This window comes from Nonomuraea sp. NPDC047529, assembly GCF_040642995.1.
In the GTDB taxonomy this organism is placed as follows: domain Bacteria; phylum Actinomycetota; class Actinomycetes; order Streptosporangiales; family Streptosporangiaceae; genus Nonomuraea.
In genome coordinates, this window is record NZ_JBEYTJ010000019.1 from 143,118 (window position 1) to 167,611 (window position 24,494).

Genomic DNA, 24,494 nt, shown 5'->3' on the forward strand with positions numbered 1-24,494 from the left:
TAGAGTGCCGCCGCTCTCATCGGTTGCGGTGCCGCAGGGCCCGCGCCATCTCCCGCTTGGCCTGCTGCTCGGCCAGCGACTGCCGCTTGTCCCAGTCCTTCTTGCCGCGCGCCACGGCGATCTCGACCTTGGCCCGGCCGTCCTGGAAGTACAGGACCGTGGGGACGATCGTGAGGCCGCCCTCCTTGGTGATGGCGGCCAGCTTCTCGATCTCCTTGCGGTGCAGCAGCAGCTTGCGCTTGCGGCGGGCGGCGTGGTTGGTCCACGTGCCCTGCGTGTACTCGGGAATGTGCACGTTGAGCAGCCACGCTTCGCCGTCGTCGATGCTGGCGTAGCCGTCGACGAGCGAGGCGCGGCCCTCGCGGAGCGACTTCACCTCCGTGCCCTGGAGCACGAGCCCCGCCTCGAAGGTGTCCTCAAGGTGGTAGTCGTGCCGGGCCCGCTTGTTCTGGGCGATGACCTTCCGCCCGGTCTCACGTGGCATGCTTCGACCTTACCGGCGATTCCTCACACCCTGAGGTATCGGCGGAGCGTCACGAACGAGGCCAGCACACAGATCACGACGCCGATGCCCATGGTGACCGTGATGGTCTGGGCCACCGAGTCCCAGCCGAGCTGGGCCGTGCCGCTGCCGAAGTAGGCCGCGATCTCCTCGAAGAGGAGGACCTTGGTCACGATCAGGATGATCGCCGCGAAGACGCCGCCGATCAGGCCGGCGATCACGCCTTCCATGACGAACGGGAGCTGGATGTAGAGATTGGACGCGCCCACCAGGCGCATGATGCCGGTCTCCCGGCGCCGGTTGAACGCCGACAGCCGGACGGTGTTGCCGATCAGCAGCGCCGCGGCCAGCACCAGGATGATGGCGACGGCCAGCGCGTAGAAGGACAGCTTGTCGAGCATGTCGAAGAACTTGCCGATGAGCTGCTTGTGGTCCATCACCTGGGACACGCCCGGCTGGCCCTTCACGGCCTGGACCACCGGCTGGTAGTTGTCGGGGTCGACCAGCTTCACGCGGAACGACTGCGGCATGTCCTCGACCCGGGTGGCCTGGACGAGCGTCGGGCTGCCCTGGTAGGCCGTCTTGAAGTTGTCGTACGCCGTGGTCTGGTCCTCGTAGAAGACCTCCTTGACACCCTGGAGGCCCTTCAGGCGGGCTTCCAGCGCCTTGGTCTGGGCCGGAGTGACCGCCTTGCCGTTGCACTCGGGGATCGCGGTGCCCTTGGTGCACAGGAAGACCGAGATCTCCACCTTGTCGAACCAGAAGCCCTTGAGCAAGGAGACCTGGGTGTTGATCAACAAGCCGACGCCCAACATCGCCATGCCGACGGCCACGGTGATGACGACCGCGATCGTCATGGTCAGGTTGCGACGGAGGCCGATCCAGACCTCGGAGAAGATGAAGTTCGCCCGCATGTTCTGTCTGCCGCTCCCTGTCAGTACGCCTGGCCGTAAACGCCACGCGACTGGTCACGGACGATTTTCCCGTCTTCCAGCTCGACGACGCGTTTGCGCATGGAGTCCACGATGGCCGCGTCGTGCGTGGCCATGACGACCGTGGTGCCAGTCCGGTTGATGCGGTCGAGCACCTTCATGATGCCGATGCTCGTCGCGGGGTCGATGTTGCCCGTGGGCTCGTCGGCCAGCAGGATCATCGGCCGGTTGACGAACGCGCGGGCCATGGCGACACGCTGCTGCTCGCCGCCGGACAGCTCGTCGGGCATGCGGTGCGCCTTGCCCTCCAGGCCGACCAGCTCGATGACCTCGGGCACGACCTTGCGGATGAACCGCCTGGGCTTGCCGATCACCTCTAGGGCGAACGCCACGTTCTCGTAGACGTTCTTGTTCGGGAGCAACCTGAAGTCCTGGAAGACGCAGCCGATACGGCGGCGCAGGTGAGGCACCTTGAAGTTGGAGAGGCGGGCCAGGTCCTTGCCGGCGACGTGAATCGCCCCGGAGTTGGGCCGCTCCTCCTTCAGGACCAGACGCAGGAACGTGGACTTGCCTGACCCCGAAGGGCCGACGAGGAACACGAACTCACCCTTGTCCACGTCGACGGAGACGTGGTCGAGAGCGGGCCGGTTCTGGTTCGCGTAGACCTTGGTGACATTATCGAAATGGATCACGAGAGCATCACGGCATGCCAGTCTAGGGGTCAGGACGGAAGCGAGGGTGGCACATGCCCATTCCCGCCGCCGGCCGATCGGGGACGCCGTCTTTACTGATGATCGACGTTCCGATTGGCCAGACGACAGTCTAGGGGGAAGACTGGCATGGAACGTCCATAACGGAAACAAAACGATTGTGCGGCTACACTTGGGGCTGTCATGAGTTGCGAACACCTCGTATGCGCGCAGTGCGCCCACCCCGTGATCGAGGGCCGCTGCCCCCTCTGCCGAGCCAACAGGGAGCGGATGCACAACCACGGCTTCGCCGGATTGTCACCCGCCCTCGTCGCCGTCCTGCTCCTCGTCCTGCTCTTCGCGACGCTGGTGCTCAGGCACCTAGTCGGTGCCTGACTCCTGCCTGCGCATCCAGCGGATCTCCGACTCGATGAACCCGTCGAGGTCGCCGTCGAGCACCGCCGTCGGGTTGCCCGCCTCCGTGCCCGTGCGCAGGTCCTTCACGATCTGGTACGGGTGCAGCACGTAGTTGCGGATCTGCGTGCCCCATGACGTGGTGGTCGCGCCACGCAGCTCCGACATCTTCTCCGCCTCCTCCTGCCGCTTGCGCTCCAGCAGCTTGGCCTGGAGCACGTTCATGGCCGAGGCGCGGTTCTGGAGCTGGGAGCGCTCGTTCTGGCAGGAGACCACGATGTTGGTCGGGATGTGCGTGATGCGCACCGCCGAGTCGGTGGTGTTGACGCCCTGGCCGCCGGGGCCCGACGAACGGTAGACGTCGATGCGCAGGTCGTCTTCGTTGATGTCGATGTGGTCGGTCTGCTCGACGACCGGCACGATGTCGACGCCCGCGAACGAGGTCTGGCGGCGGCCCTGGTTGTCGAACGGGCTGATGCGGACCAGCCGGTGGGTGCCGTGCTCGCCGCGCAGCGTGCCGTAGGCGTAGGCGGCCTTGATGGTGAACGTGGCCGACTTGATGCCGGCCTCCTCCGCGTAGGAGGTGTCGTAGACCTCGGTGGAGTAGCCCTTGCGCTCGGCCCACCGCAGGTACATGCGCAGCAGCATCTCGGCCCAGTCGGCCGCGTCGACGCCACCGGCCTGGGAGTTGATGGTGACGAGCGCCTCGCGGGCGTCGTACTCGCCCGACAGGAGCGTGCGTACCTCAAGGGCGCCGATGTCGGACTTGAGGGACTCCAGCTCCTTGTCGGCCTCGACGCGCGTGTCGTCGTCGCCTTCCTCCGCCGCGAGCTCGTAGAGCACCTTCAGGTCGTCGAGACGGCGTGCGACGCCCTCGACGCGGTTGAGCTCGCCCTGGAGATGGGAGAGCTTGCTGGTGACCTTCTGCGCCTGCTCGGGGTCGTCCCACAGGTCTGGGGCGGCAACCTGCTGCTCCAGCTCCTCGATCTGCTTGCGCATCGCGTCGAGGTCGAGCACGTCCTGGATGCTGCGGAGCGTGTTCGCGAGCTCGTTGATCTCTTCTGCCGGATCGATGCCTGCCACGTCTCCCTAGGGTACGCGACCCTCGCGTGCACGAATAACATGGCGAGGTGCGCGCATACCGTCGGGGGAAGATGCTGGCGCTCGCCGTCGGCGTGCTGGCCGCGGCTACCGCGTGCACAGGCCCTGCTCAAACGTCCTCCGGAGTGTCGCAGGGGAAGGCGCCCGCCACGGGCTCGGCCACGCCCTCGCCGTCCGCGCCGGCTCCCGCCGTCACGCGTCAGGAGGCCGCGGAGGCGATCGCCGCGATCCTGCCCACCGACGACGTGCTGCGTGTCGAGAGCATCGTGCCGGGGCGGCTCGCGCTCGACAGCGACCTGGTCCGCGACGGACAGTTCGCGCTCACCCAGGCCGCCTACGAGTCCACCGGCGACCGTCCGCCGCGCTACACGTGGGGCTCGCCTACCCTCTACGTGCCCAGGTTCGCCCAGGGCGAGCGGGCGCCCTGGTTCAGCGCGCTGGTGACGCGCAACGGGCAGCCGACGCTGCTGACGTTCGCCAAGAGCGGCGAGGACTGGCAGCTCAGCTCGGCCGCGCAGCTCCTGTCGGGGCAGCGGCTGCCGCAGGTCGAGCTCGACTCCGACGGCTACGCCAAGGCGCTGACCCCCGACGACAAGACCGTCACGATCAGCCCCCAGTACATGGGCCCGGTGCACGCCAGCGTGGCCGAGACGGGGGCGGCCGGGGTGACGGCGGGCCTGCTCGCCGACGGCCAGTACACGACCGAGGTGGCCAAGCAGATCGCCACCGACCGGGAGAAGGCCAAGAAGGACGGGTTCAGCTACGACTCGATCTTCAGCGCCGACAACTGGCCGGTCTACGCGCTGCGCACGTCCGACGGCGGCGCGCTGATCCAGTACTCGCTGTCGCGCAACACCTCGACCCGCACGGTCGCCAACAACACCTACATCATCCCGGTGCCGCCGGAGGCGAGCTGGGCCATCTCGGGTTCCTCGGTGCGCCGCAGCCTCAAGCTCACCGAGGTCCACCAGTACGCCACGGCGGTGCCGCCGCTGACGGCCCCGGCCGCCGCCCGCGTCATCGCCCACGACGGGGCCCTCACCCGCGCCAGCGGCGAGTGAGGGCCCCCTCGGGCGGTTCCTAGGCCTCCGTGCGCGGCAGGCTGCTGGCGCCCACCAGCGTGCGGATCGCGCGCAGGGCCACCGACAGCGTCGCCAGGTCGAAGTGGTCGCTCTCCCAGATCTCCGACAGCGTCTGACGGGCGCGTCCCACGGCGGCCGAGTTGGCCTCGGTCCAGCCGGCCAGCCGCTCCTCCGGGGGCAGGCCGGGCTTGCTGTGGGCCAGCACGTCACGGGTCAGCGACGCGTGCGCGGTGTACAGGTCGTCGCGCAGGGCCGAGCGGGCGATGGAGTTCCACCGGTTGTCCCTGGGCAGGGCGATGACGCGTTCGCGCAGGCGGGCGAGCTGCAGGCGATCGGCCAGGTCGAAGTAGACCTCCGCCACCTCGTTCACCGGACGGCCCGTCAGCGACGCCACCTCGACCAGGTCCAGCGTCGAGTACGCGGGCACCATCGACGCCACCCGCTCGGCCAGCTCCTGCGGCACGCCGCGGGCCACGAACGAGTCCCGGCGCTCCTCGTACGCGGCCAGGTCCGGCCCGGTGAGCAGCTTGGGGATGTGCGCCGACAGCCCGTTGACGCCCTTCAGGAAGAAGGCGACCGACCCGGCCAGGTCGAGCGGCGGACGCCGGTTGACCAGCAGCCAGCGGGTGCCGCGCTCCAGCAGCTTGCGGCCCTCCAGCAGCATGGCGACCTGGGTGGCGGTGTCCACCTCGTTGTCCAGCGCCTCCACGGCCCGGTAGAAGCTCGGCAGGTCGAAGACCTCACGCGCCACCAGGTACGCCCGCACGATGTCCGACGTGGAGGCCCCGGTCTCCTCGCCGAAGCGGAACATGAACGTGGTGCCCATGGAGTTGACCAGCTCGTTCACCACGCAGGTCGTGATGATCTCGCGGCGCAGCGGATGCGCGTCCATGTACGTGCGGAACCGCTCGCGCAGGTCCGACGGGAAGTACGACACCAGGCACGACGCCAGGTACGGGTCGTCGGGCAGCTCGGACCCCAGCACCTCGGCGTCGGCCACCAGCTTGGTGTAGGCCAGCAGGACCGAGAACTCCGGCGCGGTCAGCCCGAGCCTGGCCTGCCGCCGCTCGGCCAGCGTCTTGTCCGAGGGCAGGAACTCCAGCTCCCGGTTGACCAGCCCGTCCCGTTCGAGCTTGCGCAGGTAGCGGGCGTGGATGTGGAGCATGTCGACCGCCTGGGCGCGGGTCGCGTCGAGCACCACGTTCTGGGCGTGGTTGTCGCGCAGCACCAGGTCGGCGACCTCGTCGGTCATCGACGAGAAGACCTGGTTGCGCTGCTTGTCGGTCAGCTCGCCGTCGCGGACGACCTGGTCGAGCAGGATCTTGATGTTCACCTCGTGGTCGGAGGTGTCCACCCCGGCGGAGTTGTCGATGAAGTCGGTGTTGACCAGACCGCCGTTCAGCGCGAACTCGATGCGGGCGAGCTGGGTGAAGCCCAGGTTGCCGCCCTCGCCGATGACCTTGCACCGCAGGTCTCCGGCGTTCACCCGGAGCCCGTCGTTGGCCTTGTCGCCGACGTCGGCGTTGGACTCGGAGCCGGCCTTGGCGTACGTGCCGATGCCGCCGTTCCACAGCAGGTCGACGGGGGCCCGCAGGATGGCGCTGATCAGGTCGTTGGGGGCCAGGGCGTTGACGCCCGCCTCGATGCCCAGCGCCTCGCGCATCTGCGGGGTGATCTGGATGGACTTGGCGGTACGCGGGAACACGCCGCCGCCCGCCGAGATCAGCGAGGCGTCGTAGTCGTCCCAGGAGCTGCGCGGCAGGTCGAACAGGCGTTGCCGCTCGGCGAACGACCGGGCCGCGTCGGGCGTCGGGTCGATGAAGACGTGCCGGTGGTCGAAGGCGGCCACCAGCCGGATGTGCTGCGAGAGCAGCATGCCGTTGCCGAACACGTCGCCGGACATGTCGCCGATGCCGGCCACGGTGAAGTCGGTGGTCTGCACGTCCACGCCCATCGTGCGGAAGTGGTACTTGACCGACTCCCAGGCGCCGCGGGCGGTGATGCCCATGGCCTTGTGGTCGTAGCCGACCGAGCCGCCGGAGGCGAAGGCGTCGCCGAGCCAGAAGCCGTACTCCTTGGCCACGCTGTTGGCGATGTCGGAGAAGGTCGCGGTGCCCTTGTCGGCGGCCACGACGAGGTAGGTGTCGTCGCCGTCGTGCCTGACCACGTCGGCCGGCGGCACGACCTTGCCGTCCACCAGGTTGTCGGTGACGTCGAGCAGGCCGGAGATGAACGTCCGGTAGCAGGCCACGCCCTCGGCCAGCATGTCCTCGCGGGTGCCGGACACGGGCGGCTGCTTCACCACGAACCCGCCCTTGGACCCGGTGGGCACGATGACGGTGTTCTTCACCATCTGGGCCTTGACCAGGCCGAGGATCTCGGTCCTGAAGTCCTCCATGCGGTCGGACCAGCGCAGGCCGCCGCGGGCGACCTTCCCGAACCGCAGGTGCACGCCCTCGACGCGGGGCGAGTACACGAAGATCTCGTACTTCGGCCGGGGCAGCGGCAGCACGCTGATCGCCTGCGGGTCGACCTTGAGCGAGATGTACGGCTTGCGCTGCCCGTCGACCGTCTGGAAGTAGTTGGTGCGCAGGGTCGCCTGGATCATCTCCAGGTAGGCCCGCAGGATGCGGTCCTCGTCGAGGGAGGCCACCTCGTCGAGGGCGCCCAGGATCTCCTCGTTGAGCGCCTCCACGAGGTCGACCCGCACGTCGTCGCCGCGCTTGGGGTCGAGCTTGGCCTCGAACAGGCGGACCAGCAGCCGGGCCAGCCGCACGTTGCCCAGCAGCACGCGTTCCATGTAGAGCTGCGAGAACGTGCTGCCGGCCTGCCGCAGGTACTTGGCGTAGACGCGCAGGATCTCGACCTGTTCCCAGGTCAGGCCCGCCCGCAGGATGAGGGCGTTGAAGTTGTCGGCCTGGACGCGGCCCTGCCACAGGGCGCTCAGGCCGTCCTGGAAGAGCCGCTTGAAGTCGTTCCTGTCCACCTCGCCGGAGGGCGTGTAGCGCAGGCCGAAGTCATAGATCCAGGCGTTCTTGGTGCTCGCGTCGCCGTCCCGGTCGATCTCGTACGGCCGCTCGTCCACGACCTCGACGCCGAGCCGCTGGATCAGGGGCAGGGCCTCCGACAGGGAGATCGGCGAGCCGACCTTGTAGATCTTCAGCCGCCGCTCGCCCTCGGTGGCGTCGTACGGCTCGTAGAGGTTGATCGCCACCTCCTCGCCGTCGGCGACGAGCTGCTCCAGGCGGCGCAGGTCGACCACGGCGACCTTGGGCGGGAAGTCGGCCTTGTACCCCTCGGGGAAGGCGGAGACGTACCTCCCGGCCAGCGCGGGGGCCTCCTCCTCGGAGGTCATCTCGTCGAGCGCGACGGTCAGGTCGTCCTCCCAGGAGCGGGTCAGCGCGGCCAGACGCGCCTCCAGCTCCTCCACGTCGACGCTGGGCACGGGGAGCTGCTCGCCGCGCACGACCACGTGCAGCCGGGCCAGCACGGACTCGCCGATCATCGCGCTGTAGTCGAGCGACCTGCCGCCGAGCGCCTTGAGCAGCACCTCCTGCATCTTCAGCCGCACCTTGGTGGTGTAGCGGTCGCGTGGCAGGTAGATCAGGCAGGAGATGTAACGGCCGTAGTCGTCGCGCCGCAGGAACAGCTTGACCTGCTTGCGCTCGCGCAGCCGCAGCACGCCGAGCGCGATCGGCAGGAGCTGGGCGACCGAGGTCTGGAACAGCTCGTCGCGCGGGAACGTCTCCAGGATCTCGATGAGGTCCTTGCCGTCGTGGCTGTCGGGCGAGTGGCCGGCGGCGTTGAGCACCTCGGCCAGTTTGCGCCGCAGCACCGGGATGCGGGAGATCGACTCGTTGTAGGCCACGTGGGTGAACAGGCCGAGGAAGCGACGCTCTCCGATGACCTCGCCCTCGGGCGAGAACAGCTTGACCCCGATGTAGTCGAGGTAGGTCGCCCGGTGGACGGTCGCCCGGCTGTTGGCCTTGGTGATGATCAGGAGCTGCTTCTCGCGGGCCTTGGCGCGCACCTCCGCGGGCAGCGCGGAGAAGCTGTCCGAGCCGACCTTGTCGTCGCGCAGGATGCCGAGCGCGGCCCCGGGCAGGGCCTTCAGCATCTCGCCCTGGTCGGTGTGCTCCAGCCGGTACTCGCGGTAGCCGAGGAAGGTGAAGTGCCCGTCGGCGAGCCAGCGCAGCAGGTCGAGGCTGTCCTCGACCTCGGCGGGCTCCAGCGGCGGCGGGTTCATGCTGAGGTCTTCGGCCGTCTGGACGGCCAGCGCCCGCATCTTCCTGAAGTCCTCGACCGCGTACCGCACGTCGGCCAGCACCCGCAGCAGGTCGGCCTCGACGCGCCTGAGCACCGCGGGGTCGGCCTGCCGGTCGATCTCGATGTGGATCCAGGACTCGACCAGCATCTGGCCGGTGACGTCCTCCTGGCCGCGGCCGAGCATCCGGCCCGTCATGTCGCGGCGTACCCGCATCTGGGGGTGGACCACCAGGTGGACGCCGATGTCGTGCCGGTCGAGCTCCATGGTGACCGAGTCGACGAGGAACGACATGTCGTCGGTGACCACCTCGACGACCGAGTGCCCCGGGTCCCAGCCGTTCTCCTCCAGCGTGGGGGTGTAGGCGCGGACCACGGCCCGGCCTTGGGGGCGTACCTCGGCGAGCTGTCGCTGCGACATCGCCGGGCCGTACACGTCGACGGGGTTGCGGTCGAGCAGGTCCTCGGGTGCGACATGGCGGTAGTAGAACCGCAGGAAGGAGAGGGCCTCCTCCGCGCTCATGTGCTCGCTGCCGACCGCGCAACTTTCCGCGGCTCTTTGCAGCAGCTCATCCTTGGCCTCGTCGAGCGGCATTTCGCTCTCACTCCTTTGTGAGGGTTTGCCATGGCTGTTCATAGCCAGGCTCTTCGTTCCCATGGCAAGGGGAAGTAGTGCAGACGCGTACGTCCGCGGAGACAGGGGACACCGGCCGGGCCACGCGTGCCCGGCCCGGTGCGGATCCGCCGATGCGGGGGAACGGGCGCATCACCGTCGATGCCCACCGAACACCTCCCCCTGAACACCCGGCCTGATTCCGGGCGTACGCCTCGCCGTACCGATATCACCCGAAAAGGGCATAGACGTCAACGTGACATCGACATGGGGGGATCATCGCCGGAGGCCGAGGGGACGTTCTTGAGGTCGTCGAGCCGGTCGGGAAGCTCGGCCAGCTCCACGAGCTCGGCCTGACACCGCTCGCACGCGTCGAGGTGGCGCTCGAACGCCTCGTGCTCCTCATCGTCGAGGACACCGAGGGCGTAGGCGGCCACCCCGTCGTGCATCAGCCGGCTACCCCCTTGTCCCGCAGCTGTTCGCGGAGAGCCCGGATCCCGTAGTAGAGCCGGGACTTCACCGTGCCCGGCGGTATCCCCAGAATCTCCGCCGCCTCACTTATCGTACGGTCTCGGAGATAGGTCTGCTCAATGACTTCGCGGTGTTCGTCGGACAGGCTGCGCAGCGCGTCGGCGACCACGATCGCCGAGAGGGCGCGCTCGGAGCCGTCCGGCACCGACATCTGGTCGACCTCGGGCGGCTCGACCTCGTGAGGCCGGGCGCTCTTCCGTCGACGTCCATCGATAACGATGCGGCGGGCCACTGTCAGCAGCCACGCCCATAAAAGGCTCGGTTCCCATTGCAGTCTTGCCGAGTTACGCCAGGCCCTGACCAGCGTCTCCTGTACGACGTCCTCAGCCCATTGCAGATCGTTACCAGTCGATTTGCGTACGTGGCGCAGCAGAGGGCCGCCGAACTCCTGGTAGAGCACCGCGATGCGATGTTCCGCCTCGGCATCCGCACTCTCGAACCTGCCGTCGAGGTGACCTAGCACGGGGCACATCTTTACACCTTCGTTATCCGTCCGGCAGCCACTCCGATAACTCCAGTTATTTCTAACTATCTCCGGTCATGGCTGAACCTGATGGTGTAAGCCCGCGTACCTCCCACCATGCAACGGCTTCGTGCGGCGAGACCCTCATGCCCGGCGGCTCCGTGGTGGCCGCCCGCCGCCGCCGAGGCGGTCGAAACGAGGAGACAACCATGAGGAGAACTGGGCGCATGGCCGCGGCCATGTCCGCTCTTGCCGTGGCGGCGGGGAGCCTGGTGTCCGCCGCCGTCATCGGGGTGGTGCCGGCGCGGGCCGACCTCTGCGACCCGGCCCAGGCCAGCCAGGAGAACGCCCGTCGCCAGGGCGACCGCGCCCCCGACCAGCAGGTCCCTGATCAGCAGGCACCGGACCAGCAGGCCCCCGACCAACAGGCGCCGGACCAGCAAGCGCCCGACCAGCAGTTCCCCGACCAGCAGGCCCCTGATCAGCAGGCGCCCGACCAGCAGGTGCAGGGCGGCGGGATCGGGCTGCGCGACCCCGCGCAGTCGCCGGATCCGGAGGAGTCCACCGGCCTGTTCAGACGCAACCGCTCGCCCCGGACCCCCACCCCGGAGGCACCCCAGAACCCCGACCAGAACTCCCAGGACCCCCAGAACCCTCAGGACCCCCAGAATCCCCAGGACCCCGGCGACCAGTCGTCGGACCGGCGCGGACGGCCGACCAGGACCGCCTCCCCCTCCCCCACGGCCACCCAGGACGACGACTGTCTGAATCTGGGCCCGTTCGTCGAGGACTTCGTGGACATCCGCCAGGTGCAGCCTCTGAGGCTCGACGCCGGCATCGGCAGGAACGGCTCACGCGGCACATTCGTCGCTCAATGCGGCACCAATCGCAATGGCCACAACAACCCCGACAATTTCATCGTGGCCCCCGGCGTGAGCAACGGCGCCCACCACCTCCACGACTATGTGGGCAACCTGTCCACGGACGGTTTCTCCACCGACGAGAGCCTGGCCGCCGCCGACACCACCTGCCGCGCAGGGGATAAATCCACTTACTTCTGGCCGGTTCTCCGTGACCGTAAAGTGGACGCGAACGCCCAGGACCCCGACGGCAACGTGGGCCAGGTGATCCGCGCCCGTGCGGTGACCCTGCAGTTCCGGGGCAACGCGACCTCCAGGGTCGTCGCGATGCCGAGGTTCCTGCGGCTGATCACCGGCGACGCCAAGGCCGGGACGAACGGCGCGGCCAACGCGCGGGCCCGCTGGACCTGCACAGGATTCACAAATCGCATAAGTCCCGATAAATATCCGCTTTGCCCGCGCGGAAGTCAGGTTCTTCGTATTCTGGATTTCCCCAGCTGCTGGGACGGTCAGAACACCGACAGCGCCAATCACCGCACGCACGTGGGCTTCCCCGGGCAGAACGGCGCTTGTCCGCAAGGCACCAGGGCGATTCCGCAACTGCGCATGATCCTCGCCTACACAGTTCCACAGGGTCCGTCGTTCGCCGTGGACGCGTTCCCTGAACAGAAGCACAACCCGGTTACCGACCACGCGGATTTCGCCAACGTCATGCCCGATCGGCTGATGCAGTTCGTCGTCTCGTGCATCAACCGGGGGCGCCGCTGCTGACACGTCCCCATCAGCCTTCCGAGTCGTACCCTCACCCGACCTTGGAGGGAAACAGATGCTCCACAGACGACACCCCCGGCACGCCCCCACAAAGCTGGACACAAGGAACGTCCGGCTGGGGGCGAGCGCCTCGTTGACCGCCGTCCTGTTGTCGGTGTTCGCGCTGGCCAGGACCGAACGCGGCGTCGCGCTGCTCGGCCGGGGAGTCAGTTTCCTAGAGTTCTACGCGGGCGTGTTCGCCCTGGTGCTGCTGACCGCGACGGTCGCGCTCGGCCTGCTCACCACCGAACGCGTGTTCCTGTCCCCGCCCAACCGGGTCAGGGCGCAGCTCGCGCACCGGGCCACCGCCCTCATCGGCCTGGCCTACCTGGTCACGCACATCGTCCTCATGGTCGGCCTGGGACACGCGCCGCCGGGGGCCGCGGTCGTGCCGGTCGCCGGGCTCTACGTGGGGTTCGGCGCGCTCGCCTTCGACCTCATGATCGTGGCGGTGGTCACGGGGATGCTCCGAGGCCGCTTCGCCGTACGCGGCACGCCGTGGTTGTGGCGGCTGCTGCACTCGGCCGCCTACCTGGCCTGGCCCATCGCGATCATGCACGGGCTGACGGCGGGCCGTTCGCCGGCCGGCTGGGTGGCCTGGTCGTACGTGGCATGCCTGGCCGCGGTCGGTTCGGCGCTGGTCGTGCGCGTGCTGGCCACGTTGCGCAGGCCGCCCGTCGTACCGGAGAGGGTCGAGGCGCCCGTCGTGACGGCCGGGGTCGCGGCGGACGTGCCCGTCGAGCGGCCGCGTGCCACGGCGGCAGCGGCGGCGGCCACCGCCGGGGCGCCGGCAGACGCGCCGGTGAGCCTGGCCGACGCGCGACGCAGGTACCGGGAGGCCGGATGAGCCCGCGCCGCGCGACCTCAGGGAGCCGGTCGTGATCCCGCACCGGGTGCCGCGCGTGCTGCGGATGGGTCCGGCGCGGCTGACCGCCGGGCTCGACCACTGCCGGCGGCTCGACCTGCCCGCGCACCGGACGCTGCACGGCGAACCGCGCCCGCGCGAGCTGGCCGAGCTCATCTCCATGGTGAACGAGGTGGACATGCGCGGACGGGGCGGCGCCGCCTTCCCGTTCGGGCGCAAACTGCGGGCCGTGGCGGACGCGGCGGGCACCGGCGAGAGCGTGGTGCTGGTCAACGGCGCCGAGGGCGAGCCGGCCAGCTCCAAGGACGCCATGCTGCTCACCCGCAACCCGCACCTCGTGCTGGACGGCGCCATCCTGGCGGCGGAGGCCCTGGGCGCCCGAGAGGTGGTCGTGGCCACCGTCGCGGGCGAGGTGGCCGAGTCGTCCGTGTCCGCCGCAGTGGCCGAACGCCGGGCCGCGAACGTGTCGGGCGGTTCGGAGAGCCGCATCCCGATCCGGGTGGTCGGGCTGGCGGAGAGGTTCATCAGCGGGGAGGGCGGTGCGCTCGTCCGCGGCGTGAACGGCGAGGAGGCCATCCCGCCGGGAAGGAAGCGGCGGGCCGCGACGAGCGGCGTGGACGGGCTGCCGACCCTGCTGTCCAACACCGAGACCTACGCGCAGTTCGCGCTGCTGGCCGAGTACGGCCCCGAGAAGTACGCCGAGGTGGGCACCAGCAAGGAGCCCGGCACGATCCTGCTCACGGTGAGCGGCGGCGCGGCCAACGGCGCGGTGATCGAGGCGCCGACCGGCGTCCTGCTGGCCGACGTCCTCGCGCTGTGCGAGGCCGAGGCCGGGGACGGCGTGCTGGTCGGCGGCTACCACGGCGCGTGGCTGTCGGCCGAGGTGGCCAGGTCCGCGGTGATCTCGCGGGAGGGCATGAAGCTGGCCGGGGCCACGCTGGGGGCCGGGATCATCGTGCCGCTCGGCGACGCCACCTGTCCCCTGGGCGAGGCGGCCAGGGTGGCCTCGTACCTGGCCGCCGAGTCGGCCGGGCAGTGCGGTCCCTGCCGCCTGGGGTTGCCCGACGTGGCGCGGGCGCTGTGCGCGATCGCCGAGGGCACGGGCTCCGTGGACGCCGTACGCCGGTGCGTGCGGGCCGTCGAGCGGCGTGGCGCGTGCTTCCACCCGGACGGCACGGCCAAGTTCGTGCTGTCGGCGCTGGACGCGTTCGAGAGCGAGATCGCGCTCCACCTGGAGCACGGCTCGTGCGGCCGGCCGGTGCGCGGCGTGCTGCCGATGCCCGAGCCCGAGGTGGAGCCCGAGTACCGGCTGGAGGTGGACTGGACCCGCTGCCAGGGGCACGGACTGTGCGCGCACCTGCTGCCGGAGTTCGTGGACCTGGACGACTACGGGTTCCCGTCGTTCAGGAACGTGCCGGGATGGATGGTCAAGGACGCGCGGCGGGCGGTCGAGATGTGCCCGGCGCTGGCGTTGCGCATCGCCCAGACGAACGGGGACGGGCCGAAACCGCCCATGTCGCCGCTTCGGCTGGTCAAGGACGGCGTGTTGAGGAAGGCCCCGGGGCTGACGCGGGTGGGGGCCGGTCAGAACATCTTTGGATTCGGAGGGACGGCGGGGTGATTTTGCAGTGATGGAGTTGTGACCAACTTGTCCGGAGATCCACGCGTCTCATCGATCGGTTCGACACGACCGACGGGGGACGACCATGGACCGCCGCGACTTTCTCCACCTCACCGCGCTCGCGCCGCTGGCACTCGCCGCCGACGCGAGGACGCCCGGCGTACCGGCCACCGGCGCGCGAACGTCCGGCTTCGGGCCGTCCGGCGCTGAGGTGTCCGGCGCTGAGGTGTTCGGCGTCGGGGCGGCCGGCGCGGGGCGGTCGGCGCCGCCGCCGGACTGGGCGCGGCTGCGCAGGCAGCTCGCGGGCACGCTGGTGCTGCCCGGCGACTCCGGGTACGACAGCGCCCGCCGCCTGTTCAACCCCGCCTACGACCGGATCAGGCCGGGCGGCGTGGCGTACTGCGCGAGCCCGGCGGACGTCTCGGCGTGCCTGGCGTTCGCGCGCGCGACCGGCGTCGCGGTCACCGCCCGCTCCGGCGGCCACTCCTACGCGGGCTGGTCCACCGGCACCGGCCTGGTGATCGACGTGTCCCGGATGAACGCGGTCTCCTACGCCTCCGGCCGGGCCACGGTCGGGGCGGGCGCCAAGCTGATCGACGTCTACGACCGGCTGGCCCGGCACGGCGTGAGCATCCCGGCGGGCTCGTGCCCCACGGTCGGGATCGCCGGGCTGACGCTGGGCGGCGGCCTCGGCGTGGTGTCGAGGAAGTACGGGCTCACCTGCGACACCCTGGAGTCCGTCCGCGTGGTCACGGCCGACGGCCGCCTGCTGACCGCGGACGCCACCCATCACTCCGGCCTCTACTGGGCCTGCCGCGGCGGTGGCGGCGGCAACGTCGGCATCGCGGTCTCCTTCACCTTCCGCACCCACGCCACGCGCGACCTCACCGTGTTCTTCCTGCACTGGCCGTGGTCGAAGGCGGGGGCCGCGGTGCGCGCCTGGCAGTCGTGGGGCCCGTCCGCGCCGGACGAGCTGTGGTCGTCGCTGCACCTGACGCGCGCGGAACGCGGCCTGGACGTGCTCGTCGTCGGCACGTACGAGGGCCCGAAGGCGTCACTGGACCGCCTGCTCGCCCCGCTGGTCGCGCGGATCGGCACGCCGTCGTCGAGGTCCGTGCGGACCACGTCGTACCGGGAGGCGATGATGATCATGGCGGGATGCGCCTCGCGGTCGGTGGAGCAGTGCCGCCGGACGCCGAGAGAGGCGTTCGCCGCCAAGTCGCACCTGGCCTACGCCAAGCTCCCGGCCGACGGCGTCCGGAGGCTGGTGGACGGGGTGGCGCGCGGCGGACGGCACTCCGTGCTGCTGGACGCGCTCGGCGGCGCGGTGGGCCGGGTGAAGCCGACCGCCACGGCGTTCCCGCACCGGGCCGCGCTCTACAGCGTGCAGTACTACGCGGAGGGCACGGACCGGACCTGGCTGCGCGGGCTGCACGGCGAGATGACCCCCCACTTCGGCGAGCACGCCTACGTGAACTACATCGATCCCGACCTGACCGGCTGGCGCGGCGCCTACTACGGCCCCAACGCCGCCCGCCTGGCCGAGGTGAAGTCGACCTACGACCCCGACCGGCTGTTCCGCCTGCCGCAGGGCATCTGACCTACTTCTCCCGCACGTAGACGGGCTCGCCGATCTTCACCATGTCGAACAGCCGCTTCGAGGTGGGCAGCGGCAGCCGGACGCACCCGTGCGAGGCGGGCCGCAGCGGCACCTTGGACGAGCCGTGCATGGCGATGCCCCCGACGAAGTAGAGCGAGTCGTACATCGTGCCGAGCGGGCCTTCGGTCCAGCCCGGCGCGCGGCTGGTGACGTGGAAGTCGCCGGTCGGGGTGATCGCGTTGCCGCAGTGGCCGTTCTCGCAGTAGCTGACCCGCGCGCCCGTCGAGACGTGCGAGACGAGCGCCGGGCGGCGGTGGCGGTAGACGACGAGGAGCTGGTAACGCAGGTTGATCTCGACCCGGTCGGCCTCGCCGTTCGGGACCAGCGGCTTCATCCGCACCGGACGGTCGAAGGCCCGCCACACCTCCGGTCCAACCGCGCCCTGGGGACGCAGGTGCCGGTGCTTCTGGAAGGCCCACACGCCGAACTTGGTCTGCTCGTCGTAGACGCCGTTGATCCTGCCGTAGTAGTAGCCGTTCCGGTGCAGCCGCTCCTGGAGGCGTCTGACGGTCTCGCCGCGGTCGCCCGGCCGCAGCACGACCTCCGTGCCAGGCCCGGTCCTGCCACGCCCGGCCGTGTCGCGCCCAGTAGTGCCGCGCCCGGCCGTGTCGCGCCCGGCCGTGCCAGGCCCAGTCGTGCCAGGCCCGGTCGTGTCGGGCCCGGTCGCGCCGGGCCCAGCGGTGCCGGGCACAGCCGTGTCCGCCACGGCGGGCGCACCGGCCAGGAAGGGAAGCCCACCACACCCGAGAGCGGCGAAAACAACCGCTCTCCGAACCTTTGTGATCATAGGTCAACGCCTACCCAGATCACCAACAATTCACGACACTGGTAAATCCCATTAAAACCGGCATATCGCTTTTATGCGACAACAAAGTCAAAGCTTTAGCGGCGTCTTGGGCAAGCAGAGAAGAGGGCGACCAAGAAAAGGCGGATGCGCCATGGACGCATCCGCCTTTCCTCCAGAAGCCGGGGAGTGAGCTGCGCGTTCACCCACCCGGACCTCTGTTCACCCCTCCGAACAGCCCCAACCTTAGCCAAGCCGAAGCCCGGAACGCACACCGTTCGGCAAAACCTTTCCGGAGAAAATCGGGGGCAGGCAAAAAACGAGTCGCGCGAGCGTCAGCACGGGTGGAAGTATGCCGAGATATGCGTAACTGGCCGCTCTTCGAGCTCTCCATCACCACGCCGCGACTGGAACTGCGGCACCCCACCCTCGACGACCTCGACGAACTGGCCGACCGGGCGGCCGAGGGCGTCCACGACGCCGGCTTCATGCCGTTCCTGCGCCCGTGGTCCGAGGCGGCCCCGGCCGAGCGGGTACGCCGTACGGTCCAGTACCACTTCAGGAGCTGGGCCGGGTTCACCGCCGACGACTGGTCGGTGGAGCTGGTCGCGGTGCACGAGGGCCAGGTGGTCGGCACCCAGGGCATCACCGCGACGAGCTTCCCCGTGGCCCGGCAGGTCAAGACGGGCTCCTGGCTGGGGCGGCGCTTCCAGGGCCTCGGCATCGGCACGGAGATGCGCAGGGCCGTCCTGCACTTCGCCTTCGCCGGGCTCGGCGCGCGGCATGCCGTGACGGAGGCGTTCGAGGACAACCACGCCTCGCTGGCGGTGACCAGGAAGCTCGGCTACCGCGACGACGGCGTCACCGTGCACGCGCGCAAGGGCGAGCCGGTCGTCACCCGGCGCTTCCGCATGGCCCGCGAGGACTGGTCGCCGTCGCCCGACATCGAGATCCACCACCTGGACGCCTGCCTGCCCCTGTTCGGCCTGGAGCCCTGAGCATCCGCCGTCGCTACGGCCTGAAGTGCCGCAACACCTCCGGGTTCGCCATGGCGTCGGGGTTGGCCGCCTCCTCCACGGGCGTGCCGAGCAGGATCTTGCGTACGGGCACCTCCAGCTTCTTGCCGGACAGCGTCCGGGGGATGCCGGGCACGACGCGGATCTCGTTCGGCACGTGCCGGGGCGACAGCTCCTGGCGAAGGGCCGCGCACAGGGCGCGTTCGAGCTGCTCACCGAACTCGGCGCCCTCGGCGAGGGTGACGTAGAGCAGCAGGCGGCCCTCCTGGCCGAGCTGGCCGGTGTCGATCACCAGGCTGTCGGCGATCTCGTCGAACCGCTCCACGACCCGGTAGAACTCGCTGGTGCCCATGCGCACGCCGCCACGGTTGAGCGTGGAGTCGGAGCGGCCGTAGATGACGCAGCCGCCGTCCTCGTTGATCTTGATCCAGTCGCCGTGCCGCCACACGCCGGGGTAGACGTCGAAGTAGCTCTCGAAGTAGCGCCGCCCGTCGGGGTCGTTCCAGAACATCACCGGCATCGAGGGCATCGGCCGGGTCAGCACCAGCTCGCCCACCTCGCCGACCACCGGCTCGCCCTTGGGGTCGTACGACTCCACCTTCGCCCCCAGCGACCGGCACGGGATGATCCCCGCCCTGATCGGGTGGAGCATCGTGGCCCCGACGAACCCGGTGCACACGTCGGTGCCGCCGGAGAACGACCCGATCGGCGTACCGGGCAGCTCGGCGGCGACCCATTCGAACCCCTCGGGCGGCAGCGGCGAGCCCGTCGAGCCGATGCCGCGCAGCCGCTCCAGCCCGGTCGGCCGGATCCCCTCCTTCAGCGAGGCCATGATGTACGGCGCCCCCACCCCGAAGTACGTCACCTGCTCCTGGGCGGCGATCCGCCAGAGCGCCGCGGACGAGGGATGCGTGGCCGAGCCGTCGTAGAGCACCGGCGTGGCCCCCACCAGCAGGGCGCCGATGAGGTAGTTCCACATCATCCAGCCCGTGGTGGTGTACCAGAAGAACACGTCCTCCTCGCCCAGGTCCTGGTGGAAGGCGAGCGACTTGAGGTGTTCGAGCAGCACGCCGCCGTGCCCGTGCACGATCGGCTTGGGCAGCCCGGTCGTGCCGCTGGAGTAGAGGATCCACAGCGGGTGGCCGAACGGCACCCGGTCGAACTCCAGCGGCCCCGCCTCGGCCCGCAGCCCCTCCCAGCCGATCACCTCGCCGTGCGGCACCGAACGCGTGTGCGCGGCACCGGGCTCGGCCTGCTGGGGGGCGCGGCCGTCGCCGGCCGCCGACAGGTAGGGGATCCAGACCGTGGCGCGCAGCGTGGGCAGCTCGGCGGCGATCTCGTTGACGGCGTCGGAGCGGTCGTAGGTCTTGCCGTTGTAGCGGTAGCCGTCGACCGCGATGAGCACCTTGGGCTCGATCTGCTTGAACCGGTCGACGATGCTCGGCACCCCGAAGTCGGGCGAGCCGGCCGACCAGATCGCGCCGAGCGAGGCGGTGGCGAGGAAGGCGATCAGGGCCTGCGGGATGTTCGGCAGGTAGCCGGCCACGCGGTCGCCCCTGGTGACGCCGAGCCGGGCCAGGCCGGCGCGGACGCGGGCCACCTCGTCACGCAGCTCGGCGTACGTCAGCTCCTGGCGGGCGCCGTCCTCGGAGACGAAGACCAGGGCGGTGCCCTCGGTACGCCGCAGCGCGTTCTCGGCGTAGTTGACCGAGGCTCCCGCGAACCAGGTCGCGCCGGGCATCTCGCCCGACAGCACCGGCCCGTCACCGCGCTCCCCGATGACGTCGAAGTAGTCCCAGACCGACGTCCAGAAGTCCTCAGGACGGTCGACGGACCACTGCCACACCTCCTCGTAGCTCGCTCCGGACCGTCCCAGCCACTCCAGGTAGCGGGTCAGCTTGGCGGCGGCCACGACCTCGTCGGTCGGCTCCCAGAGAAGCGCACCTTCAGCAACCATGTGCCCCATCCTGTCGCCCGGTAGGTGGAAAGTCATACCTGACCTCCCACATAACTTGCTACCTCCTCAGGTGGTCCACCGCCATACGCGCCGCCGTGCCGATCACCGCGTCGGCGCGCGGCTGGATGACCGCCGTGCTGGACGAGCGGGTGAACACCGCCACCGCGTACCGGCCGCCGTCGGGGTACTCGACCACGCCGACCTCGGTGCGCAGCGTCGGCAGCGACCCGGTCTTGCCGCCGACCTCGACGTCGTCGTACGGGAAGCCCGAGGCCAGCCGGTGGGGCCACACCTGCATGTTGAGCACGGCGCGCATCCAGGAGCAGGACTCCGGCGTGGCGGCCTCGTCCCGCCAGATCATGGAGAGCAGGCGGGTCATCTCGCGGGGGGTGCTGCGGTTCGTCCGCGCCGGGTCGAGCACCCGCAGGCGGGAGATGTCGTCGGGATCCAGGTACGGCCACCCGTGGCCGGTGTCCAGCTCCATGGACTCGAACAGGGCCCGGCCGCTCTGCCGCAGCCGGGTGCCGTCGAGGCCGAAGGCGTCCAGCATGGTGTTGACCGCCTCCATGCCCACCCGGTCGAGCAGCACGTCGGCGGAGGTGTTGTCGCTCACCGCCATCATCAGGTACGCCAGGTCGCGCAGCGACATCGTCACGTCGTCGAGCATGGCCGACAGGCCCGTGGGCCCCGAGACCCGCCGGTCGGCCGTGACGGTCGTCGGGGCCGTCGCGTCCAGCAGCCCGGCGTCGGCCTGCCGGCAGAACTCCACCAGCAGCGGCAGCTTGAACACCGACGCCAGGGGCACCGGCTCGTCGGCGTCGTGCCCGGCCTCCCGCCCTGAGTCGATGTCGCAGGCGTGCAGCCAGCCGGTGACCCCGGCCATCCGGAACAGCGCCGCGTAGTCGGGATCGCTCATGCCAGCATCCCCGGCCTCCGGCTGATCCGCCGCGCGGGCGCGGCGCCCTCGTCGGTCATCCCGGCGCTCTCCTTCAACGTGCGTACGGCAACGGCCGAGAACTCGGCCACCCAGTCCTTCCTCGTGCCCGTCGCCGCTCGCCAGGCGGTGGAGACCCGGCACGCGATCGGCGAGCCTAGCAGCGGCCGCCACGCCAGCCCAGGGACGTCCGCCTTCGGCCCGAACGCCACCGCCTGGCCCGCGAGCACCAGGCCGAGCCCGGCGCCCTGGTGCACCTGGGCGGGGACGTAGCCGTGCCGGCGGCACTCGGCCAGCGTCTCTGCGTGCCAGCCCGGCTCGCCCTCCTTGGGCGGCATCAGCAGCTCGCGCCCGGCCAGCTCGGTCAGGTGCACCTCGCCGGCCTCGGCCAGCGGGTCGTCCCCGGCCAGGAGCACGCCCTGGGGCTGCACGAGCACCTGGCCGAAGTCCAGGCCGGGGGCGGCGACCGGATGGCGGACGAGCCCGACGTCGATCGTGCCCTCGGCCAGCGCGGACACCTGGTGGGCCGTCCAGATCTCGGCGGGGACGAGCCGTACGTCCGGATTCGCCGCCCGGAAGCCCGCGACCAGGGCGGCGATCACGGAGGCGGCCAGGTCGGGCGGGACCCCGATCTTGAGCACGCCGCCGTCGCCGTGGCGGGCCAGCTCGCGCAGCCGCTCGACCCTGGCCACGATCTCCCGGGACTCGCCGAGCAGCAGCCGCCCGGCCTCGGTCAGGCGCACCTGGCGGGCGGACCGGTCGAAGAGCGGCACGCCGAGCTCCTCCTCCAGGCGCTTGATGCGCTGGCTGAGCGGCGGCTGGGCCATGCCGAGGCGGATCGCGGCGTGCCCGAAGTGCAGTTCCTCCGCCACCACGAGGAAGTAGCGGAGATGCCGGACCAGGTCCATGACCAGCCACTATATCCAGATTTATATCTATGTAGCCGTCATATCAATATTGGACGGGACGTCTCACTGTCTGGTGTCCTCAGGCCATGGCATCACAAACGGGGGCCCTGTACGGGCGACTTCGGCCGGAGGAGCCGCGCCGCCGACGGCGGCGCAGGTGGCCGCTGCTCCTGGCAGTCCTTCTCGTGCTGGTCGTGGCGGCGGGGGCCACCATCTGGCTGTTGCGGACGGAAGGCTCACCCGAGCAGACGACCGACGAATACCTCTCGGCCTGGTCCGTCAAGGACTATGCGAAGATGCGCCGGCTCGTCGCCGACCCGCCCACCGACTTCGAGGCCTGGCACCGGCGTTTCAGCACCGACCTCAAGGCCGAGCAGGCCACCTTCTCCCGCTCCCGGTCGACCGGCCCCTTCGCCGACGACGGCCCGGACGACGACGGCTACCTGGGCTTCAACGTCAACCTGCAAGGCCGCCGGGACTGGAAGTACAGCAGCCGGCTCAAGGTGGTCGAGCAGGACGGCGCGTGGAAGGTCGCCTGGACCCCGGCCGTCCTCCATCCCCAGCTCAAGAAGGGCCTCTCGCTGCGCCTGGTCGCCCAGAAACGCGACGCGGTGAGCGTCCGGGCCGCCGACGGCACCGAGATCGGCGGCGCGGACGCCCCCGGCTCGGTGCAGCAACTGGTGGAGGGCATCAAGCAGACCTACCCCGACCGCTTCAACGGGAGCGGCGACTCCATCATCGGCCTCTACAAGGGCGACGAGCTGGTCGAGACGCTGGTCAAGCCGGGCGGCACCGAGCCGCTCACCACCACGATCGACCTGAAGGTGCACAAGGCGGGGGCCGCGGCGCTCGAAGGCGTGACCAAGCCGGCCTCGCTGGTGGCGTTGCGCGCCTCGACCGGCGAGATGCTGGCCGTCGTCAACAAGCCCGGCGGCTTCAACCGGGCGCTGCTGGGCAAGTATCCACCCGGCTCGACGTTCAAGGTCGTCACGGCCTCGGCGCTGGTCGCGGACGGGGTCGAGCCCGCCAGGACGGTCACCTGCCCGGCCGAGAAGAACATCGGCGGCTTCCCCTTCCACAACGCCGGCTTCAAGGACTACGGCACGCTCTCCTTCCAGGACGCCTTCGCGCACTCGTGCAACACCACGTTCGGCGAGATGAGCGTGGCCGAGCTGAACGGCGGCAGGCTGGCCGAGGTGGCCAGGAGCTTCGGCTTCGGCACCGCGATCAACCCGGGCGTGCCCGCCGTGCGGGCCGAGTTCCCCGACCCCAAGGACGACACCGACCTCGCCTCGGCCTCCATCGGCCAGGGCCGGGTGCTGGCCAGCCCGCTCAACATGGCCTCCGTCGCCGCCGCCATCGCCTCGGGCGCCTGGATCCCGCCGCGGATCGTGCCCAAGGGGATGGTCTCCGACGACCGCCCGCGCCCGCTGGAGCGCGGCGTGGTCTCCGCCCTGCGCAAGCTCATGCCCGCCGTCGTCACGGACGGCACCGCCAAGGCCGCGCACTTCCCCCCGGGCACCGCGGGCAAGACCGGGACGGCCGAGTACGGCTCGGGCAAGGAGCCGCCCGCGCACTCGTGGTTCATCGGCTACAAGGGGGACGTGGCGTTCGCGGTGGTCGTGGAGGGCGGCGGCGCCGGCTCGGCCGTGGCGGCCCCCGTCGCGGCCCGTTTCCTCACCGCCCTGCCCTGATCCACCGCACGGGGGGCGCAGGTCAGCAGGGCGGGTCAGCCGGCCTTGCGGTCCAGGGGGGAGGTCAGGCCGTTCACGGCGGCCAGCACCTCCGAGGCGTCGGACAGGTCCGGCAGCACCAGGTCGGCGCCCGCCTCCCGCAGCTCGGCGGCCGTGGACCGCCCGGAGGCGACCCCGATCACGGCGGCCCCGCCGATCCTGGCCGCCTGCACGTCACGCGTGGAGTCGCCGATCACGACCGTGTTGGCCGCCGTGAACGGCGTGCCCAGCCGCTGCTTGGCCCTTCCCTGAGCGACCTGCAGCAGCGTCGCCTTGGGGTAGACCTCCTCGCCGTAGCCGCCGAGCTCGAAGTCGACGTACTTGTCCAGCCCGAACGCCTTGAGCTTGTGCACGGCGTTGCCCTTGATCGTGCCGGTCAGCACCGACTGCACGACGCCGTCGAGCCGGGCCACCGTCTTCAGCGCGCTCTTGGCGCCCGGCATCATCCGGCCCTCCTTGGCCAGCCGGCCGCGCCGGTCGGCGAAGGCGAGGGCGAGCGCGGCCAGGAACCTGGGCAGGTGGTCGTCCTCGGCCTGGATCCCGTTGACGGCCAGCGTCTCGAAGACGATCTCGGAGTCGGGACGGCCCAGCGGCGGCACGAGCTTGACCAGCGGCCGGCCGGTCACGGCGCGGAACGCCTCGGCGTAGGCGTCCCGGGTCACGATGGCGACGTCGACCAGGGTGAGATCGACGTTCCAGAGCACAAGGCGGTTGATGGCGACCTCCTGAGGGGTTACCGGCAAGGGTACGGCCGCC

General features: G+C 70.3%; 19 protein-coding genes. 7 read left to right on the forward strand and 12 right to left on the reverse strand.

Annotation, left to right across the window (positions count from 1 at the left end; translation table 11 throughout):
* Positions 1-16: 16 nt before the first annotated feature.
* The 4 genes from smpB to prfB form a co-directional block, all read right to left on the reverse strand.
* Positions 17-484, reverse strand: coding sequence for an SsrA-binding protein SmpB (smpB, locus tag ABZ815_RS28135; RefSeq protein ID WP_357702981.1), 468 nt, complete (start codon positions 482-484; stop codon positions 17-19).
* 23 nt (positions 485-507) lie between these two features.
* Positions 508-1,416 carry a permease-like cell division protein FtsX gene (ftsX, locus tag ABZ815_RS28140; RefSeq protein WP_357702983.1) on the reverse strand — a complete coding sequence of 303 codons (909 nt, stop codon included), beginning with the start codon at positions 1,414-1,416 and terminating at the stop codon, positions 508-510.
* A 20-nt stretch (positions 1,417-1,436) separates the two neighbouring features.
* Positions 1,437-2,126: a cell division ATP-binding protein FtsE gene (ftsE, locus tag ABZ815_RS28145; RefSeq protein WP_020541427.1), complete on the reverse strand. Its 690-nt coding sequence runs from the start codon at positions 2,124-2,126 to the stop codon at positions 1,437-1,439.
* A gap of 378 nt (positions 2,127-2,504) precedes the next feature.
* A complete protein-coding gene (gene prfB, locus ABZ815_RS28150; RefSeq protein WP_357702985.1) occupies positions 2,505-3,620 on the reverse strand; it encodes a peptide chain release factor 2 in 1,116 nt (371 codons plus the stop codon).
* A 47-nt stretch (positions 3,621-3,667) separates the two neighbouring features.
* Between prfB and ABZ815_RS28155 the strand changes: the two genes are divergently transcribed.
* Entirely contained in the window at positions 3,668-4,699 is a 1,032-nt protein-coding gene (locus tag ABZ815_RS28155) for a hypothetical protein (protein WP_357702987.1), read from the forward strand.
* A gap of 19 nt (positions 4,700-4,718) precedes the next feature.
* Here the strand turns inward: ABZ815_RS28155 and ABZ815_RS28160 are convergent, their stop codons facing one another.
* The 3 genes from ABZ815_RS28160 to ABZ815_RS28170 form a co-directional block, all read right to left on the reverse strand.
* Positions 4,719-9,578 (reverse strand): NAD-glutamate dehydrogenase, encoded by a 4,860-nt coding sequence (locus tag ABZ815_RS28160; RefSeq protein WP_357702989.1) that lies wholly within the window; start codon positions 9,576-9,578, stop codon positions 4,719-4,721.
* A gap of 269 nt (positions 9,579-9,847) precedes the next feature.
* Positions 9,848-10,045, reverse strand: coding sequence for a zf-HC2 domain-containing protein (locus tag ABZ815_RS28165; protein ID WP_357702991.1), 198 nt, complete (start codon positions 10,043-10,045; stop codon positions 9,848-9,850).
* Positions 10,045-10,590, reverse strand: a complete 546-nt coding sequence (locus ABZ815_RS28170) for a sigma-70 family RNA polymerase sigma factor (protein WP_357702993.1) — start codon at positions 10,588-10,590, stop codon at positions 10,045-10,047. The genes ABZ815_RS28165 and ABZ815_RS28170 overlap by 1 nt, the downstream gene beginning before the upstream one ends.
* Positions 10,591-10,817: 227 nt before the next feature.
* Between ABZ815_RS28170 and ABZ815_RS28175 the strand changes: the two genes are divergently transcribed.
* The 4 genes from ABZ815_RS28175 to ABZ815_RS28190 all read left to right on the forward strand — a co-directional run bounded on the left by ABZ815_RS28175 (position 10,818) and on the right by ABZ815_RS28190 (position 16,346).
* On the forward strand, positions 10,818-12,221 hold the full coding sequence (locus tag ABZ815_RS28175; RefSeq protein WP_357702995.1) for a DUF1996 domain-containing protein: 1,404 nt from the start codon (positions 10,818-10,820) through the stop codon (positions 12,219-12,221).
* Positions 12,222-12,276: 55 nt separating this feature from the next.
* Complete coding sequence (locus tag ABZ815_RS28180; RefSeq protein ID WP_357702997.1) at positions 12,277-13,107, forward strand: hypothetical protein; 831 nt, start codon at positions 12,277-12,279, stop codon at positions 13,105-13,107.
* Positions 13,108-13,138: 31 nt separating this feature from the next.
* A complete protein-coding gene (locus ABZ815_RS28185; protein WP_357702999.1) occupies positions 13,139-14,746 on the forward strand; it encodes an NADH-ubiquinone oxidoreductase-F iron-sulfur binding region domain-containing protein in 1,608 nt (535 codons plus the stop codon).
* An 85-nt stretch (positions 14,747-14,831) separates the two neighbouring features.
* Positions 14,832-16,346, forward strand: coding sequence for an FAD-binding oxidoreductase (locus ABZ815_RS28190; protein WP_357703001.1), 1,515 nt, complete (start codon positions 14,832-14,834; stop codon positions 16,344-16,346).
* 1 nt (position 16,347) lies between these two features.
* On the opposite strand, the gene ABZ815_RS28195 is transcribed toward ABZ815_RS28190, so the two are convergent.
* Entirely contained in the window at positions 16,348-17,112 is a 765-nt protein-coding gene (locus tag ABZ815_RS28195; RefSeq protein WP_357703003.1) for a L,D-transpeptidase family protein, read from the reverse strand.
* Positions 17,113-17,552: 440 nt separating this feature from the next.
* Here ABZ815_RS28195 and ABZ815_RS28200 point away from each other — a divergent pair, with 440 nt between their 5' ends.
* Positions 17,553-18,188 (forward strand): GNAT family protein, encoded by a 636-nt coding sequence (locus tag ABZ815_RS28200; protein WP_357703005.1) that lies wholly within the window; start codon positions 17,553-17,555, stop codon positions 18,186-18,188.
* Positions 18,189-18,201: 13 nt separating this feature from the next.
* Here the strand turns inward: ABZ815_RS28200 and ABZ815_RS28205 are convergent, their stop codons facing one another.
* The 3 genes from ABZ815_RS28205 to ABZ815_RS28215 are packed head-to-tail and all read right to left on the reverse strand — an operon-like array spanning position 18,202 to position 22,005.
* Positions 18,202-20,163, reverse strand: coding sequence for an acetoacetate--CoA ligase (locus ABZ815_RS28205; RefSeq protein WP_357703007.1), 1,962 nt, complete (start codon positions 20,161-20,163; stop codon positions 18,202-18,204).
* A 58-nt stretch (positions 20,164-20,221) separates the two neighbouring features.
* Positions 20,222-21,079, reverse strand: a complete 858-nt coding sequence (locus tag ABZ815_RS28210; protein WP_357703009.1) for a serine hydrolase — start codon at positions 21,077-21,079, stop codon at positions 20,222-20,224.
* A complete protein-coding gene (locus ABZ815_RS28215; protein ID WP_357703011.1) occupies positions 21,076-22,005 on the reverse strand; it encodes a LysR substrate-binding domain-containing protein in 930 nt (309 codons plus the stop codon). The genes ABZ815_RS28210 and ABZ815_RS28215 overlap by 4 nt, the downstream gene beginning before the upstream one ends.
* Positions 22,006-22,091: 86 nt before the next feature.
* Here ABZ815_RS28215 and ABZ815_RS28220 point away from each other — a divergent pair, with 86 nt between their 5' ends.
* Entirely contained in the window at positions 22,092-23,699 is a 1,608-nt protein-coding gene (locus ABZ815_RS28220) for a penicillin-binding transpeptidase domain-containing protein (protein ID WP_357703013.1), read from the forward strand.
* Between the two features lie 35 nt (positions 23,700-23,734).
* On the opposite strand, the gene ABZ815_RS28225 is transcribed toward ABZ815_RS28220, so the two are convergent.
* On the reverse strand, positions 23,735-24,442 hold the full coding sequence (locus ABZ815_RS28225; protein WP_357703015.1) for a haloacid dehalogenase-like hydrolase: 708 nt from the start codon (positions 24,440-24,442) through the stop codon (positions 23,735-23,737).
* Between the last annotated feature and the right edge of the window lie 52 nt (positions 24,443-24,494).